This is a genomic window from Streptomyces sp. NPDC001415, from assembly GCF_053597395.1.
Genome location: NZ_JBSFIE010000004.1, coordinates 241849 through 258178 on the forward strand (window position 1 = coordinate 241849; position 16330 = coordinate 258178).

Genomic DNA, 16330 nt, shown 5'->3' on the forward strand with positions numbered 1-16330 from the left:
GAGGTCACCGCGCCGCGCGCCCGCGGGGCGGCTCAGACCAGGGCGGCGGCCTGCCTCACATCCAGCTCCGCTCCCTGCGCGTAGGCGCGCTCGTACGCCGCCGGGTCGAGCACCGCGCGCAGCGCGGCCTCCGCGTGGCGCCGCGTCTCGGACTCGGCGGGCAGCGGCCGGAACCCGAAGCTTTCGCGGCCGGTTGAGTTCCGGTCGTACGCGCCGAGCAGCCGCGCGCCGTCCGGAGCGGCCCCCAGCGCAGCCTTCGCCCGGGCGGAGGACAGGAATTGACTGAGGATCAGATTGGGGGCGACCAGATAGGCCTGGCTCTCCAGGTGGCGTACCGCGTCCCGGATACGGCCCTGGGCATCGGCGTACTTGCCGTCCAGACAGTCGAGCCAGCCGTACATCCCGGCGACGAGACCGTGGAAGAGGTCGGGTGTCAGGTCAGTGAACTCCTCTTCCATCAGCTGGAGTTGGCATCGGGCCAAAACGGTGCGGTCGGTGCGGCCGTAGTGCTGGGCGAGGAGCATCCGGGCGGTTCCGAGATCCTCCCTCGGGAACTGCCGTGACTCCTCTACGGCTTCCGCAAGCAGTCGTTCCGCCTCTTCTGTCTCGGCCGGAGTACGGGCCAGCTCAAGGCGGGCCGATGCCAACCGGCCCTTGAACACCGGCACTTGGGTATGGGCGCCGATCCGCGTGACGCTCTCCAAAGCCCGCTCGAAGTCGACGGCGGCCTCCTCGTACCGCCCCTTCCGCTCGTAGGACTCACCGCGGGCGGAGAGGGATTCGGAGATCCCCCACGGGTCGCCGACGCGCTCGAAGAGGGCGAGGGCAGCGTCGGCGTCGGGACCGCCCAGCAGTTTCGCGCGGAGCAGGAGGGCGAAGGCGAGGTCCCAGGGGTCGCCGTGCTGCCGGGTGTCGGCGACCATCTCGTCGACGACCCGGTCGAACCCGGTGAACTCGCCGGTGAGGAGCCGGGCGAAGTACCAGACGGAGCCGGGCTGGCGGCTGTTCTGCGGGAGGCCGGACCCGTACGCCTCGACGATCCGGCGCAGATACGTCACGGTTTCGGGGCTGTTGAGCTCCGTGTCGCCCCCGCCGCTGGCCGCGAACACCATGAGCCGCACCCCGCGCCGAGCCTCCCAGAGCTGTTCCTCGGACCAGGGCGGCGGGCGATCCGTGCAGCGGTCGGCGAGGGGGACGGCGGGCAGCACGGGCACGACGAAGGGATCCGGGCCGAGCCCGGCGACGGCCCCGGCCCAGCCGCGCGCGTCCGCCTGGCGCCCCCGCAGCTGCCAGAACCAGGCCATGGCAAGGACGAGACACAGCGCTTCCTGCTCGTGACTCCCGTCAACCGCCGTACGCAGGGCGGCAGTTATGTTGTCATGCTCGGCTTCGAAGCGCTCGATGACGTCCTGCTGACGCGGGCCGCGCAGCGCTGCCTCGCCCGCGCGGACGAGTTCGCGGTAGGTGATGAGGTGCCGCGACTCGACCTCGGCCCGCTCACCGGCTTCGGCGAGCCGCTCGGCGGCGTACTCGGCGACGGTCTCCAGCAAGCGGTATCGCATCGTCCCGCCGTCACCGGAGGGCGCGGCCGTGACGAGCGACTTGTCGACGAGGGAGCCGAGGAGGTTCAGGACCTCGGCGGCCGGGACGGCAGGCCTCCCGCCCGAGGACGGGGCTGTGGTCGCGCTCTCAGGGCGAGATGGAGGGGCAGTCCTAGGCGCGGCTCCCAGCGCCGGGCCCGCCTCCTCGGTGCCCACCACCTCGGGCTCCGCCTCCCCCGGCTCCGCGCAGACGGCTTCCGCCTCCGACAGGGCGAAGCCGCCCGCGAAGACGGCGAGGCGCCTGAGGACGGCGCGCTCCGGGGCGTCAAGCAGATCCCAGGACCAGTCGACCACCGCGCGCAGAGTCTGCTGTCGCGGCTGGAGGGTACGACTGGTCCGGGTGCCGGCGCTGAGCAGCCGGAACCGGTCGTCGAGCCGGTCCGCGATCTGACGCGGCGTGAACAACCGCAGTCGTGCGGCGGCGAGCTCCAGGGCGAGCGGGAGCCCGTCCAGGCGTCGGCAGATCTCCGCGACCGCGTCCGGATCGTCGTCGGTACTGAAGTCCGTCCGGGCCGCGGCGCCGCGCTGCCCGAACAGCCGGAGGGCGCTCTCATGCGGCAACGGCCCGATCGCCATCACCCGCTCCCCCGGCACGCCGAGCGGCTCCCGGCTGGTGGCAAGAACGGTGACGCCCGGGCATGCGGTGAGCAGCTCCTGCACCAACTCGGCTGAGGCACCCACGACTTGCTCGCAGTTGTCGAGCAGGATCAGCGTGCGGAGCCGTCCGCAGTGGGAGAGCAATTGCGCGAGCGGGTCTCCGGGTGCCGTCTCGGCCGGGCCGACGAGCCGCGTCTCCCGGACGCCCAGCGCGGTGAGCACGGCCTCGGCCAGGCCCGCCGCATCCCGTAGGGGCGCGAGCTCGACCAGCCACACCCCGTCGTCCCACTCCCCCGCCACGGCGTCGGCCGCCTCCACCGCGAGGCGTGTCTTTCCGGCGCCGCCGGGCCCGGTGAGCGTGATCAGGCGCTCCCGCCCCAGGCCGTCGTGGAGGGCCCGGACATCGCGCTCCCGGCCGACGAAGGAGGTGAGGCGAGCGCGGAGGTTGCCGAGCGGGCGGACTGTAGGGACTTCTGGCTCGGCTCCGCCCGCCCGGCCTGCGGCTGAGGTGACGGCTGCGGCTGCGGCGGTGGTTGCCTCATGTGGCGCCTGATCCATGGCGTGAGACGGAGGGATGTGGGGCGGTGCTGTGTGGGGTGAAGCCATGTGGGGCGAGCCCGGGGGCGGTGCCGCAAGGGGACGCGGGCCCATGTGCGGCGACGCCATGTCGCGCAAGCCCATGTAAGGCGGGCCCATGTCGGGCGGGCACATGTGAGACGAGCACATGTCGGACGCCCCTATGTGAAGTGACGCCATGTGGGATGAGCCCATCTGCCGCGAACCCTTGCAGGCGCCCTCCCCACCGTGCTCGGGGTTGAGCAGCTCAGCATGCAAGGACTGCAGCTCCGGTCCCGGGTTCGTGCCGAGGCGTTCTGAGAGCGCTTCCCGTACGGATTCGTAGGCGGCGAGCGCCTGGGCCGGGCGGTCGGCGGCCCGCAGCGCCCGGATGTTGAGGGCCTGGAGCGGTTCGTCCAGCGGGGCGGCGGCCGCGAGCGCGGCCAGCTCGCCGAGAGCGCTCCCGGCACGGCCAAGCTCGACCTCGACCGCCAGCCGATCGCGGCGGGCATCGGCCTGGTGCCGCTCGGCCCGCACCACCAGCGGGTCGCCCACCCGTGCCGGGAGGTCGGCCAGCGCAGGGCCGTGCCACAGCGCGAGCGCGTCGTCCAGGAGTGCGGCCGCCCGCACCGCGTCTCCGGCAGCCAGCGCGGTCGCACCCTCCGCCGCAAGGCGCTCGAAGCGAAAGAGGTCGATCTCGTCAGCGTTCGCGGCGAGCCGATAGCCGCCCGTCACGGACTCCACCGTCTCCTTCCCGAGCACCCGCCGCAACCGTCCCACCAGGGCCTGTACCGCCGCGGCCTCGTCGGCAGGAGGCGCAGCCCCTTCGCCCCACACCTGCGCGATCAGTACGGACTGCGGCACGGCGCGCCCTGCGGCGGCCGCGAGCGCGGCGAGGAGCGCTCTCAAGCGGGCTCCCCCGAGCCGCGCTTCACTCCCGTCAGGGCGCAGAGCCTGCGTCGGTCCGAGTACGCGGTAGCGGGGCATCACCCGCCCATTCTCCCCGGCGAGCCGCCACGGATCGTCCCGGGACCCGGTCCACACCGCACAAGCCCGCCACCCCCGCGGGCGCGGCTCAGCCCCTTGGCTATCGTGGCCGGACCACAACGAGGGGATGGCGGCCGTGGAGCTGGGGGTGGCGCGGTGAACGGGACCGGCGGCCGGCAGATACGGGTGCCGGTCGGGCACGACGCCGCCCGCTGGGCGACGCGCGGCCGGTGCCGGCGCGTGCTGTTGGTGGTGCACAACGTGACATCGGCGACCCGGCTGCTGGACGTACTGCCGCTGTTCCACGACGACCTCCGGATACAGCTCCTGGCCACCTGCACCGGTTCATCGCCATTCATGGACGGCGTGGAGGCCCTGCTCGCCGAGACCGGGCTGCCGGTGCTGCCGTGGGAGCAGGCACTCGAAACCAAGGTCGACCTGGCGATCACGGCCAGCCTCGGCGGTCAACTCCACCGTATTTCAGGGAAGTTGGCCCTGCTCTCACACGGCGTCGGCTACAATAAGACGCTCGCCATACCGGACACCGGACACCGGACACCGGACACCGGACACCGGACACCGGACACCGGACACCGGACACCGGACACCCTTCGCCCGGAGCCTCAGGCTCGGGGTCGGGGTCGGACTCAGACCCCGCCGCACATCACCAGCGCTCGCCTGAACCCGAGAGCGCTCTCACCCCACCTCCCGTCTTTGGTCTCTCCCCCGAGTGGCTGCTCCACGAAGGCATACCGGTCGCGGATGCCATGGTGCTCTCGCACCCCGAGCAGTTGGACCGCTTGCGCGCCGCGTGCCCCGAAGCCGTTCCCACCGCTGAACTCGCGGGCGACCCGTGCTTCGACCGGACGCTGGCCGAACGGCCTTACCGAGAGCGCTTTCAGAAGGCGTTCGGGGTGCGCCGGGGTCAGCGTCTGGTTCTGCTGAACTCGACCTGGAACCCCGAGTCGCTGTTCGGGGACGGAGGCGGAGACGACGTACTCCCTTCGCTGCTGCCCCGGCTCACGGCGGAGCTGCCCGCCGACGAGTACCGGGTCGCCGCGGTGCTGCACCCCAACATCTGGCACGGGCACGGCCTCGGCCAGGTCCGGGCCTGGCTCGACCGGGCCCAGCGCGGCGGTCTCGTGCTCGTCGACCCGCTGCACGACTGGCGCCAGGCGCTGCTCGCGGCGGACGCGGTGATCGGCGACCACGGCTCGGTGAGCTATTACGCGGCGGCCCTGGGCACCCCGGTGCTGCTCGGCGCGGTCCCTGCGGGCGGCCTCGACCCGCAGTCGCCGGTGGCCGAATTCGTAAGGCAGGCACCCCAGTTGGACCCGCACCAGCCACTGGCCACGCAACTGGAAGACCTGATGGCGAAGCACCACCCGCTTCCGGGCCCGGCCCACCTCACCACCTCCTCCCCCGGCGCGTCCGCGGCCCTGCTGCGCGCCCTCTTCTACCGCCTGATGAACCTCCCCGAGCCGCCGCACCCCGCACTCCTCGAACGACTTCGCCTGCCTCCGCTCCAACTCCCGCCCCTCACCGCCCCGTTGCATGTCCTCACCCGAGTGGCGGCAACGGGCCCGCCGGAGGTCTGCGTGACCCGGTACGCCGACCCTTGGTACGGCCCCGCCGGAGAGGGCCATGCCCACATGGCCGTCCACGAGGACACCCGGGATCCGAGTCAACTCGCCCTTGCGGACGTACTGTTGCGACATGGAGCGCCGGACGATCCGCGCTTCGGATCACCCGAGCAGTGGACGTCCGAGGTACTCGCCCGCCACCCGCACAGCGCCCTGGCCGCCTACATCACGGCCCCGGGCGAGTGCACCGTACGGACGCGCTCCGGCTCACTGCTCCGCCTCACCGGCGACCCGGCCGGGCTCGACCCAGCGGCCGCGGCCTCGGCCCTGCACGCCTGGCTGGCGACGGGGCGGACCCTTGAGCAGGCGGCCGAAGCCGGACTGGCCGTGCGCACGGGACTCACCGTGCACCGGGTGACGGTCACGAAATGACGGCCGAGAGGCCTTACTTCGACATACCGAACTTCGACATATCGAGAGGCCTTACTTGGATTCGACCCGGCCCAGCGGATCGGCCGCCCCCGCCGCGAGTGCGTCCTGCGCCAACTCCCAGGCCGGGTCCCCCGGGTAGAGCTCGGAGCGGAGGTAGGCCCAGGTGAGGCGCTGTACCGCGGACACCCGCTCGGGGTTCTCGTCCGTGGTCTCGGCGACGTCGTAGCCGGAGATGCCGCCAAGACCGTGCTCCGCGTCGAAGAGGGTCAGCAGGGACTTGGGGGCCGGGGCGAGGGAGTACGGATCGGTGTGCCAGTCGGGGCCGTTCACCGTCAGATGGGCGGATGCGTCCTTGTCGCCGGCCACCACCAGGGTGGGGGTCGTCATCGGGGAGAAGTCCGGGGTCCGGAGGAACCCGAAATTCTCGGCCACGTGCCCGGTGAGGGCGTCGCCTCCCCTGCCGGGCGCGGCGAGCAGTACGCCCGCCTTGATCCGGGGCTCGGCCAGGTTCACCTCCGTACCGTCGTCCGGATCCGTGAGCCTCGCACCCAGGAGCAGGCTCGCGGTGTGGCCGCCCATCGAGTGGCCGGCGACGGCGGCCCTGGTTCGGTCCAGGCGTCCCAGGAGCTGGGGGACGGCGGCCTCGATCGCGTCGAGCTCGTCCAGGACGTGCTTCATGTCCTCGACCCGCGATCGCCAGAACATCGGCGCACCGGGGGTGGCCGGATCCAGGCTCAGTGTGCTCGAACTCAGATGGGTGGGCTGGATGACCACAAAGCCGTGCGCCGCCCAGTAGTTGACGAGCGGGGCGTAGCCGTTCAGGGAGGAGAGGTGGTTCGAGTGGCCCTGGCCGTGGGAGAGGAGGATGACGGGCAGGTCGGTCCCGGTGACGGGGGCGGAGACCCGTATCTCCAGGTCGACGGGTCGGCCGGGAGCCGGCAGCACCACCGGGGCGACCGAGAGGACGGGCGTGGGCGGCGGGGTGAAGGTGTGGGCTGCGTACGTCGATGTCGGTTCACTCATGGTGTGTGTCCCTTCGATGCGCCTTCATGTGCCTACATGTGCTCTATGCGCTCTATGCGCTCTATGTAGCCTTCGATGGCCTGGCGGCGGCTTTATAGGGCTCGCGGCTCAGAGGGGAAGGCAGTCGTGGCGCGTCCGGCTTGGGCTAGGCTACAAGCGGAACGTCGTTCCGTTTAATATACGGAGCACTGTTCCGTTTAGTCAACGGCGGTCGGAAGGAGTGCGCGGTGCCCAGGACAAGTCCCGCCGGTGAAGGTGCGGCCCGGAGCAAGCGGGCCGACGCGCTGCGCAATCAGCAGACGCTCCTCGACGCCGCCGCCGCCGTGTTCGTGACCTCCGGCGTCGACGCGCCGATCCGTGAGATCGCGGCCAGGGCTGGCGTCGGGATGGGGACGATCTACCGCCACTTTCCGACGCGGGCGGACCTCGTCGTCGCCGTCTACCGCCACCAGGTCGAGGCGTGCGCCGAGGCCGGGCCGAGCCTGCTGGCCGAAGGCGACTCCCCGCTCGCGGCCCTCCGCCAGTGGGTGGACATGTTCGTCGACTTCCTGGTCACAAAGCACGGGCTCGCCAAGGCGATGCAGTCGGACAGCAGCGGCTTCGACGCGCTGCTCGCCCACTTCCAGGACCGACTGGTGCCCGTCTGCGCCCAGTTGCTCGACGCCGCGGTCGCCTCGGGAGAGATCAGGTCCGGTACGCAGGCGTACGAGCTGATGCGCGGCATCGGCAATCTCTGCATCGGCCGCGACAGCGACGCCCGCTATGACCCCCGCCGACTCGTCGAGCTGGTCCTTCGGGGGCTGGAACAGTCCCGGTCATAGGGGCGCCGCTCCTTCAGACACCGGCGCGCCTTCAGATACCGGGCTCCCTCACTCCCCCGCCGAGCCCGCACACCGCTCGCGAAGCCTTCGCAGGTGGATCAGCTGGTACTGGGCTTGCTCGTTCGCCAGGGCCGCGATCGCCTCGTCGATCAGCGGCAGCGCGTCCGTCGCCCGGCCGCTCGCCTCGAAGGTTTCGGCGAGGTCGGTGAGCGTACGAGCCGTGTTGTACGCCTCGTGGGTGCCGCGGAAGAAGGCGAGAGCGCTCTCAAGGCGGGCTTCCGCCTCCGCCCACTGGCCGAGGCCGCGCAGGGCCCGGCCCCGGTGGCGCTCCAACAGGGCGCGGGCGCGCGGGAGATCGCCGCTTCCCTCGCCGTCGGCCGTCACGCCGTCGAGAATGCGGTCCGCCGCCTCGAAGCAGTCGTACGCCTCCCGGTAACGCCATTCGCGCAGCCGCAGCAGGCCGAGGGATTCGACGGCGGTGGCGTGGCCCCGGGTGTGGCCCACGGCCTGTTCGATGCGGGCGGCCGCGGTGAAAGCGCTCTCAGCCTCGGCCCATTGCCGGAGTTCCGTGAGGTTCAGACCCAGCAGGGTCTGCATTCGGGCGGCCTCGCGGGAGTCGGGGGCGTGGGCTGTGGTGGCCCGGACGCCCGCGCGCAGGGCGGGGAGCAGTTCGTCATGGCAGCCCATCTTCAGCTGCACCGGCCACAGAGCCTGGTTCAGCCGGAAGACGGAGTCCGTGTCTCCCAACTCCTCGGCTGCGCCCACTGCTTGGAGCAGATTGCCCAGTTCGTCATGCAGGGCCTTGAGCGCCTCGCCGGCATTCGTGTACCACCCACCGCCCGGTGTCGGCTGCTCCGGATCGCCGAGACGCCAGCCTTGACTGAGGGCGGCTTTGCTCGCCGGTTCGGCGAAGGTGACGCACCAGCGCACCGCGCGCCGCACGGCCTCTTCCACCGCCGCGAGGCCGTCCTCACGGAGCGCCTCCGTCGCGGCGTACTCCCGGATCAACGGCCGGAGCCAGTACCTGCCGTTGGTCGAGTACGTGCCGTTGGCCGCGCTCTCAAGGAGACGGCTGTCAGCCAGTTCGCCCAGGATGCGTTCAGCGGTCGGCTCGTCGAGACCCAGCGTGGCCGCGGCCATCGGCGCGCCGATGGCCGGCCAGTCGCGCTGGGCGAGCAGCCGCAGGGTCCGCGCCGCGTCCGGGCCGAGGTCGCGCATGCCGTCGGCGGCGGCCGTGCGGGCCGCGTCACCGCCCGGGCCTCCCTCCTGCCGCCAGTGCTGCGCGGTGAGGCGGGCCGCGGCGGCGCGCAGCGCGAAGGGGGAACCGGCGCAGCGGGCGAGCACGGCGGGCAGGGCGGCCCGGTCCAGTGTCACGTTCCCGGCCCTGGCGACCTCGGCGAGCAGCCGTCGCGCGTCCTTGTCGGCGAGCGGCCCGACCGGAATGCCCACCGCGTCGAGGCCGGGCAGCGGATGGCGGGCCGCCACGATGACGAACACGCCGGGCGCGGAGGTGAGTACGGGAAGGATCTGTGCGGCGGACCGGGCGTGGTCGAGGACGATCAGCATCCGGCGGTCCGCCGTGCAGGCGCGCAACAGGGCCTGGCGGTCGTCGGCGCCGGGCGGGATCTCCGCTGCCGGGAAGCCCAACTGCTGGAGCAGCAGGCGCAGTACGGTCGACGGGTCTGCTCCCGAGGCTGAGCCGGTGCCGCTGCCGCGCAAGTCGGCGTACAGCTGTCCGTCGGGGAAGCGGCGCAGTTCGGCGCAGCCCCAGTGGATGGCGAGCGCGCTGGTGCCGATGCCCTGCGGGCCGTGCAGTACGGCGATGCGGGGCCTCCCGTCCGCCTTGCGGGAGGCCTCCCGGCTCAGGGCTTTGCGCTCGCTGTCGCGGTCGGTGAAGAAGCGGGTGGAGGCGTGGAGTGCGGGCGCCTCGTTCGGGTGGCCCGGACGCGGGGCGCTGCGGGCGAACGCCGTCCAGGCGCGGGCGAGGGCGGGGTCCCGGCGTAAAGCGTCATGAACCTGCCGGGCGACGCCGTCCAGTTCGTCGCGTCCGCGCGGGGCACGGACCTCGCGGCCGACGATGCGGCGGACCAGGCCGCCGGCGCTTTCCCAGGCCGCTTTGCCCGCTTCGTTGGCGAGGCCCGAGCCGACCGCGCCCAGTACCGCGGCGACAGCCGTCGCCGATGTGGGATCCAGCATGTCCCGCCCCCGATTCACCTACCGCCCGGCCTGCCGCGGTCACGCTAGCAAGCAACATCCTTTACAGCAGGCCGAGTTCACTCGGAGTTGGCCGAAACCGTACGGCCCGGGGGTGCTAGTGGGTCGGCACGACGCTGAGGTGGGCGCGGCCGCGCCGGGCGACGGCCGGCTCGGTCTCGCGCAGCACGAGGGTCAGCCGCCGCAGTCCGAACTCCCGCAGCGTGCGCGGGGATTCGCTGACCAGGCGGCAGCTGGTGCGGCCGCGCTCCGGGTCGGGGTGGCGCACGTGGCGTACGGCGCCGTCGTGGTGGACCGCGGCGTCGCCGACGGCCTGGACCCAGTGCGGAAGGCCCAGGCGGAAGGCGGCGTCCATGATCGGGTCGTCGGCGATGTCCTGGCGGATGCCCCGAAGGGCGGGAGCGCTCTCGTCGTCGGCGAACGCCTCGGCGAACTGCGCCAGCATCGGCAGGCACCAGGCCGTCTCGTGCTCGGCCAGCACGCCGGCCGCGTCCGGGTGGAACAGCACGAAGCGCAGGAAGTTGTGGCCGGGCATGGCGGTGGGGTGCGGCCCGACTCCGCCGAAGAGTGCGTCGTACGCCGGATTGGCGTGGGCCACGCCCCAGCCCGGATCGAGGACCACGGACGGGAAGGGCAGGGCGTCCGTCATCGCGAAGTAGTCGTCGACATAGGCCCTGAGCTCGGGGTCGTCCGGGAGCTCCCTGGCCACAGGGGCGTCTGTTCTTGCGGTCGTCGTGTCGTCGGCGGCACGCTCCCCCGCGGCCGTCTGCTGTCCGGGCCGCTCCTGGACCAGGGCGAACGGGCGCCCCACCACCGGAGCGTGCGCTGCCACAACCTTGGTCACCGAATCCTTCGCCACCGATTCTTCCGCCATCGAGTACGCGACTCCTCTTGCTGGCCCGCGAGTGCGGCGGCCGGCCTTCGGGCCCGCCCGGGGCTCGGAGGGCGATCTTCACACCGCGTGGCGATCCTGATACCGCCAACACAATGATGTCAAGCATCGTGGCATTCCGGCCCCCCGAAGCGTTGATTGCGCCACAACTGTGGCAAGTTCTGGTTGTTGTTGCCGGGACCCGCTAACCTCCGGAGCATCCACTGTTGTGCCCACCGACCTCGCATGATCTAGGAGAACTACTGGTGACGGACGGCTTCTTGGTTCCGGGACCGGCGGCCACGGGCCCCCTCGCGGCCGTCGTCGCCCGTGTGGCCGAGCTCGCCGGAAAGCTCGGCTTGAGCCAGGCGGACGTGTTCGACGTCCACCGGCTCTCCGAGGCCTCGGGCGTTCCGGCCGACGTCGTGGGCGCGCTGCTCGACGGGCAGCCGGCCGGCGAACCCGATCTGCAGGCACGCTTTCTGCAGCGGTTCAGCCTGCTGCGCAGCACCCGGCGCAAACCCAACGGCCGCCCGCACACCCAGCAGGAGATCGCCGACGGCGCGGGCATGTCACGCCAGCAGGCGGGCGCGCTGATCAACGGCGACAGGCGGCCGACGATGGAGCACTGCGACGCGATCCAGCGCTTCTTCGGCGTCCATGCCGGGTTCCTGACCGCCGACGACACCGATGCCCTCGGGGGCGCCCTGCTGCGCACCGAGCAGGAGTTGCTCCAGCAACTCGCGGGCCGTGAGCGCGAGGGGGCGCTCGCCGGGACGCCGGGCGGGGACGCGCTGGAGCGCCTGCTCCAGGACCACGGGGTCCGGGGCATCGCCTGGCGGGCCGCCCAACTCCCCACCGACAAGCACCGCGACAAGGTCACCGAGTGGCTCGACATGCTCCTGGAGAGCGTCAAGCGGTCGGAGTCCTGACATGATCCGCACCCTGCGGCGGCACCGCGCCGCACCCATCAGCCTGCCCGGACGTCGCCGTCCGTTCATTTCCAGCCGTCACATGATGCCGAGTTCAACGAACTCCGGCTCAATGTTGACTGGATCAATCGCCTACGGCTCGGCAGGCTGCACAGAGACGGGCTGCTCGACGAAGTGCTGCATCATGAACGGCTGGCGGGGAGAACGGTGGGCATAGGCAAGGAGATGCGCCGGCTGTGCGGCGAGCTGGTCGCGGGAATCACGATCCCCGCCCCGGCGGAGCCGACCGCTCTGTACGCCGCCCTGTGCGAGGGCATGAGCAAGCGCCGCGGCCGCCCCGTCGAGTTCCGCATGGCGGCCTTCCCGCCCGGCACCGCGAGCGGGCTCTGGCTCGACATGGCGGACCGGGATCTGGTGGTGGTGGAGGAGCGGACCGCGCCGGACCACCAACTGGTCATCCTGGGCCATGAGTTGTGGCACATGAACGCGGGGCACGGGAGCCACCACGTCGAGGGCGCCGCGGTCGCGGCCCGGCTGCTCTCGCCCGACGCCGATGTGAGCGACACCGTACGCAAGGTGGCCGCGCGCACCCGCTCCCACCTCGCGGAGGAGACCGACGCCGAGAGCTTCGGGCTGCTCCTGGGCAGCAAGTGCCGCCCCTGGCTGGAGGCTGCCCGAGGGCCCGATCGCGACCTGCTCGCCGGCCGCATCGAGGCTTCTCTGGGCTATCGCTGGTCACAAGGCTGATACGTGAAGGACCCGGAATTCAATCTGCCGGCCATCCTGCTGCTCACCGCCTTCGCATGCCGGCTCCCGGGCATGCGGCACACCTGGCGGGACCCACTGCTGCGGACGGTCAACGCACTGCTGGCCGTGGCCAGCTCGGTGTTCTTCTTCGCCGCCCCCACCACCATCGCGGCGGTCAACAGGATCACCGGGGTGCCGAACTTCTCAGCCCCGCTGGTGTACTCGATCCTCACCGCCTTCAGCGCCTCCTGCCTGGTGCTCATCATCAACTGGCGGGGCGGGCCCCCGGAGGCCGCGCGCCGGGCGACACTCCGGTGCATAGCCGCGTACACGGTCGTGATCGTCTCCCTGTTCACGCTGTTCGCGCTCGCCGACGCCCCGGTCGAGCGACTCCGCGATCTGGACACGTACTACGCCAACACTCCGTACATGCGCGAGATGATCGTCCTCTATCTGGTGGCACATACGGTCGCGGCGCTGGTCACCACGTGGCTGTGCTGGGGATGGTCGGTGAAGGTGCACGGCTGGCTCCGCGCCGGCCTCGTCCTCATCGTCACCGGCTATCTGCTCAACCTCGTCTTCGACGCCGTGAAGTACACGGCTGTCACGGCGCGTTGGTTCGGGCGGAACCTGGACTACCTCAGCACGGGGGCAGCCCCGCCCGCGGCATCGATGTCCGCGCTGCTCATCGGCTCGGGATTCATCATCCCGCTGATCGGGCCCCGACTCTCGGACACGTGGCGGACCTGGTCCGCCTTCCGCAAACTCGGTCCGCTGTGGCGCGCCATGCACGCGGCGCCGGCGTCGCCGGGCGCCGCGGTCAAGATGGCCTGGTGGTCGCCGGTGGAACTGCGGCTGACCCAGCGCGAGTCAGGCATCCTCGACGGATTCCTCACGCTCGCCCCCTACTTCGATCGGTCGCTGCGCTCCGATGCCAGAGGCGCCGCGATCCGCTCGGGAGCCGAGCCGGCGCAGGCCGAAGCGGTCGCGGACGCCGCCATGATCGCCGCCGCCCTCGCCGCCAGGGCCAGGGACCCCGAGGGCACCGCCCTGGACTCCGCCGACCAGGACACGGCCCCCTCCGTCGAGCGCGCTCGCGATCTGGTAGGAGTCTCACAGGCGTACCGCCGTTCAACCATTGTCGAAGCAGTCCGCCGCAGCGCGGCACGGTCGGAGAACACGTACTCATGAGCCCATCGGACGACACCCCGTCGGAACCGTCCCACAGACGCAGAGCGGTAGTCGTCGGCGGTGGCCTCGCCGGCATGCTGGCCGCCGCCGCGCTGAGCGGCTCGGTCGACGAGATCACCGTGATCGAGCGGGACGCCCTTCCGGCCGGCCCCGAGCCCCGCAAGAACCTGCCGCAGGCCCGGCACGCCCACATCCTGTGGTCCGGCGGGGCTGAGGCGATGGAGCGGCTGCTGCCCGGCGTGACCGGGGCCTGGCTCGCCGCGGGCGCCCACCGGATCCCGCTCACGTCCGGAATGGTGGCGCTCTCCCCCCAAGGCTGGTACCGGCGCTGGCGCGACTCCCACTACCTGATCTCCTGCGGTCGCGACCTCTTGGACGCCACGGTCCGCGACCTGGCCCTCGCCCTTCCTGGCGTCAGCCTCCTGGACTCCACCCGGGTGCTCGCACTCGAAGGCGACGCGAGCCGGGTCACGGGAGTCCGCGTGCGGACGGCGGACGGCGAGCAACGGCTGCTCCGGGCCGACTTGACGGTGGACGCGAGCGGCCGCGGCACGCACACCAGACAGTGGCTCGACGCCCTGGGCGTGCCCGCCGCACGCGAAGAGGTCGTCGACCCCGGTGTGGTCTACGCGAGCCGGATCTTCCGCTCCCCGGCTGGGGACCAGCCCTTCCCGGTGGTCAACGTGCAGGCCAACGCGCGTGCCGCGGAGCCCGGAAGGACCGCGGTGATCCTTCCCATCGAGGCCGGCCAGTGGCTGGTCACGCTCTCGGGCACCCGGGGTGACCGACCCACCGGGGACCCCGACGCCTTCCTGCCCTTCGCCCTAGGCGCCCGGCACCGGGTCGTGGGCGAGCTCATCGGCGACGCCGAGCCCCTCAGCGAGGTGGCCACCTTCGCGAACACCGCCAGCCGTCGGCTCTTCTTCGAGAAGGTCAAGCAGTGGCCCCAGGGGTACGTCGCGCTCGGCGACGCGGTCGCGGTGTACAACCCGGTGTACGGCCATGGCATGTCGGTGGCGGCCCAGGGCGCGCTCGCGCTGCGCGAGACGCTGGCCGTGCACGGCGCCACCGCCCCGGGGCTCGCCCGGCGGGTCCAGCGCGCCGTGGCCCGCCCGGTCAGTACGGCATGGCTGCTCGCCGGCCAGGACATCTTCTACCCGGGCGCCATCACCAGACGCCCCCGTCCGGCCGATCGGGCGCTCGGCCGCTGCGTCGACCGTCTCATGCGCACCTCGACCGGCAACTACACCGTCGCCACCGCGCTGACCGACGTCATGACACTGACAGCTCCCGTCACCGCGCTGGCGCGGCCCAGGGTGCTGCTGGCCACACTGGCCGGCTCCAGGCGGCCGCAACTGACGAGCCCTCCCCTGACGGACCGTGAACTCACCCTGGTGAAAGGCTCCTCCCAGAAGACCTCCTAAGGCTTGGCCATACGCCCTGCGTTCCAACGGATTTGGGCGCCGGATCCGATCTTCCATAGGATCCGGCGATGATCACCAGAAAACGGCTGGCGGCCGGAGTGTGCGCGCTGGTCGCCACTTTCGCCACCGGCATCCTCCCGGCCGCGGACACGGCCTCCGCGGCCGGCCGGCCCGACGGGCAGTCCGAGCAGGCCGCACCCAAGGTCGACCTGGTCCTCGACGTGTCCGGTTCCATGCGGACCGCCGACATCGACGGCAAGTCCCGGATGGCCGCCGCCAAGCAGGCGTTCAACGAGGTCCTCGACGCGGTTCCGCAGGAGGTCCAGCTCGGGATACGGACGCTCGGGGCCAACTACCCCGGCGAGGACCGCAAGGTGGGCTGCAAGGACACCCGCGCGCTCTACCCGGTCGGCCCGCTGAACCGTACCGAGGCGAAGACCGCCGTAGCCACGCTCGCGCCCACCGGCTGGACACCCATCGGCCCCGCGCTGCAGGGCGCGGCCGAGGACCTCAAGGGCGGTGACGCCACCCGCCGGATCGTGCTCATCACCGACGGCGAGGACACCTGCCAGCCGCTCGATCCGTGCGAGGTCGCCCGCGACATCGCGGCCCAGGGCATCCACCTCACCATCGACACGCTCGGCCTGATCCCGGACGCCAAGACCCGCGAGCAGCTCACCTGCATCGCGGAGGCCACCGGCGGCACCTACACCTCGGTGCAGCACACCGACCAACTCTCCGGCAAGGTAAAGCAGTTGGTGGACCGGGCGGCCGACCCGGTCGCCGTGCCCGTCGCCACCACCGGCACCGCGAGCTGCGAGAACGCCCCGCAGCTCAAGCCCGGCCTGTACACGGACCGCGAGAAGTTCGCCGAGCACCGCTCGTACAAGGTGGACGTGAAGCCCGGCCAGGAGCTGCGCGCCTCCGCCAGTATCGGCGTGGACCGGCAGACCAATCCCGACTACGGCGTCCTGCTACGGGCGGTGACCGCGCACGGCCGCGAGATCGTACGCGGCTCCGAGGCGGGCGACGGGCGTACGGACCTGATCTCCACGGGTCTGCGCTACCCCAAGGCGCCCGCCGACGACTCGGACGACAAGACCCCGGAGACCGTCTGCCTCCAGGTCTCCAACTCCTTCTCCGCGCCGCCCGGCGTCAAGACCGACCCGGGTCTGCCGGTCGAGCTCGCCATCGACGTGGTGGACGGCCCCGACCACGCGTCCGACGTGGCCTCCTTCGGCCTCGGCCGGGGCTGGTGGCTGCTCGGCGCGCTCGCGCTGAGCGGACTCGTCGCCGGCCTGGTGTGGGGCTGGATCTCACGCTGGCGCATCTCGGTCTGGCGGACCAACTGA

General features: G+C 71.8%; 11 protein-coding genes. 7 read left to right on the top strand and 4 right to left on the bottom strand.

Annotated elements, in window-relative coordinates:
• Positions 1-32: 32 nt before the first annotated feature.
• Positions 33-3740: an AfsR/SARP family transcriptional regulator gene (locus tag ACWC2B_RS07320; RefSeq protein ID WP_450715461.1), complete on the bottom strand. Its 3708-nt coding sequence runs from the start codon at positions 3738-3740 to the stop codon at positions 33-35.
• A gap of 767 nt (positions 3741-4507) precedes the next feature.
• Between ACWC2B_RS07320 and ACWC2B_RS07325 the strand changes: the two genes are divergently transcribed.
• Positions 4508-5755: a hypothetical protein gene (locus tag ACWC2B_RS07325; RefSeq protein ID WP_450715462.1), complete on the top strand. Its 1248-nt coding sequence runs from the start codon at positions 4508-4510 to the stop codon at positions 5753-5755.
• A 51-nt stretch (positions 5756-5806) separates the two neighbouring features.
• Here the strand turns inward: ACWC2B_RS07325 and ACWC2B_RS07330 are convergent, their stop codons facing one another.
• Positions 5807-6778 (bottom strand): alpha/beta hydrolase family protein, encoded by a 972-nt coding sequence (locus tag ACWC2B_RS07330; RefSeq protein ID WP_450715463.1) that lies wholly within the window; start codon positions 6776-6778, stop codon positions 5807-5809.
• 227 nt (positions 6779-7005) lie between these two features.
• Here ACWC2B_RS07330 and ACWC2B_RS07335 point away from each other — a divergent pair, with 227 nt between their 5' ends.
• The gene (locus ACWC2B_RS07335; RefSeq protein ID WP_450715464.1) at positions 7006-7599 is read left to right on the top strand and encodes a TetR/AcrR family transcriptional regulator; all 594 of its coding nucleotides are present in this window, start codon (positions 7006-7008) and stop codon (positions 7597-7599) included.
• Between the two features lie 48 nt (positions 7600-7647).
• Here ACWC2B_RS07335 and ACWC2B_RS07340 read toward each other — a convergent pair whose 3' ends face one another.
• Together ACWC2B_RS07340 and ACWC2B_RS07345 are read right to left on the bottom strand one after the other, a co-directional pair.
• Positions 7648-9795: a tetratricopeptide repeat protein gene (locus ACWC2B_RS07340; protein ID WP_450715465.1), complete on the bottom strand. Its 2148-nt coding sequence runs from the start codon at positions 9793-9795 to the stop codon at positions 7648-7650.
• A gap of 115 nt (positions 9796-9910) precedes the next feature.
• Positions 9911-10687 (bottom strand): MmyB family transcriptional regulator, encoded by a 777-nt coding sequence (locus ACWC2B_RS07345; protein WP_450715466.1) that lies wholly within the window; start codon positions 10685-10687, stop codon positions 9911-9913.
• A gap of 263 nt (positions 10688-10950) precedes the next feature.
• Here ACWC2B_RS07345 and ACWC2B_RS07350 point away from each other — a divergent pair, with 263 nt between their 5' ends.
• The 5 genes from ACWC2B_RS07350 to ACWC2B_RS07370 all read left to right on the top strand — a co-directional run bounded on the left by ACWC2B_RS07350 (position 10951) and on the right by ACWC2B_RS07370 (position 16330).
• On the top strand, positions 10951-11616 hold the full coding sequence (locus ACWC2B_RS07350) for a helix-turn-helix domain-containing protein (RefSeq protein ID WP_450715467.1): 666 nt from the start codon (positions 10951-10953) through the stop codon (positions 11614-11616).
• A gap of 225 nt (positions 11617-11841) precedes the next feature.
• Entirely contained in the window at positions 11842-12363 is a 522-nt protein-coding gene (locus ACWC2B_RS07355; RefSeq protein WP_450715573.1) for a toxin-antitoxin system, toxin component, read from the top strand.
• A gap of 3 nt (positions 12364-12366) precedes the next feature.
• Positions 12367-13554 (top strand): MAB_1171c family putative transporter, encoded by a 1188-nt coding sequence (locus ACWC2B_RS07360; RefSeq protein WP_450715468.1) that lies wholly within the window; start codon positions 12367-12369, stop codon positions 13552-13554.
• On the top strand, positions 13551-14978 hold the full coding sequence (locus ACWC2B_RS07365; protein WP_450715469.1) for an FAD-dependent monooxygenase: 1428 nt from the start codon (positions 13551-13553) through the stop codon (positions 14976-14978). Before ACWC2B_RS07360 ends, ACWC2B_RS07365 begins: the two co-directional genes overlap by 4 nt.
• A 68-nt stretch (positions 14979-15046) precedes the next feature.
• Positions 15047-16330, top strand: a complete 1284-nt coding sequence (locus tag ACWC2B_RS07370; RefSeq protein ID WP_450715470.1) for a VWA domain-containing protein — start codon at positions 15047-15049, stop codon at positions 16328-16330.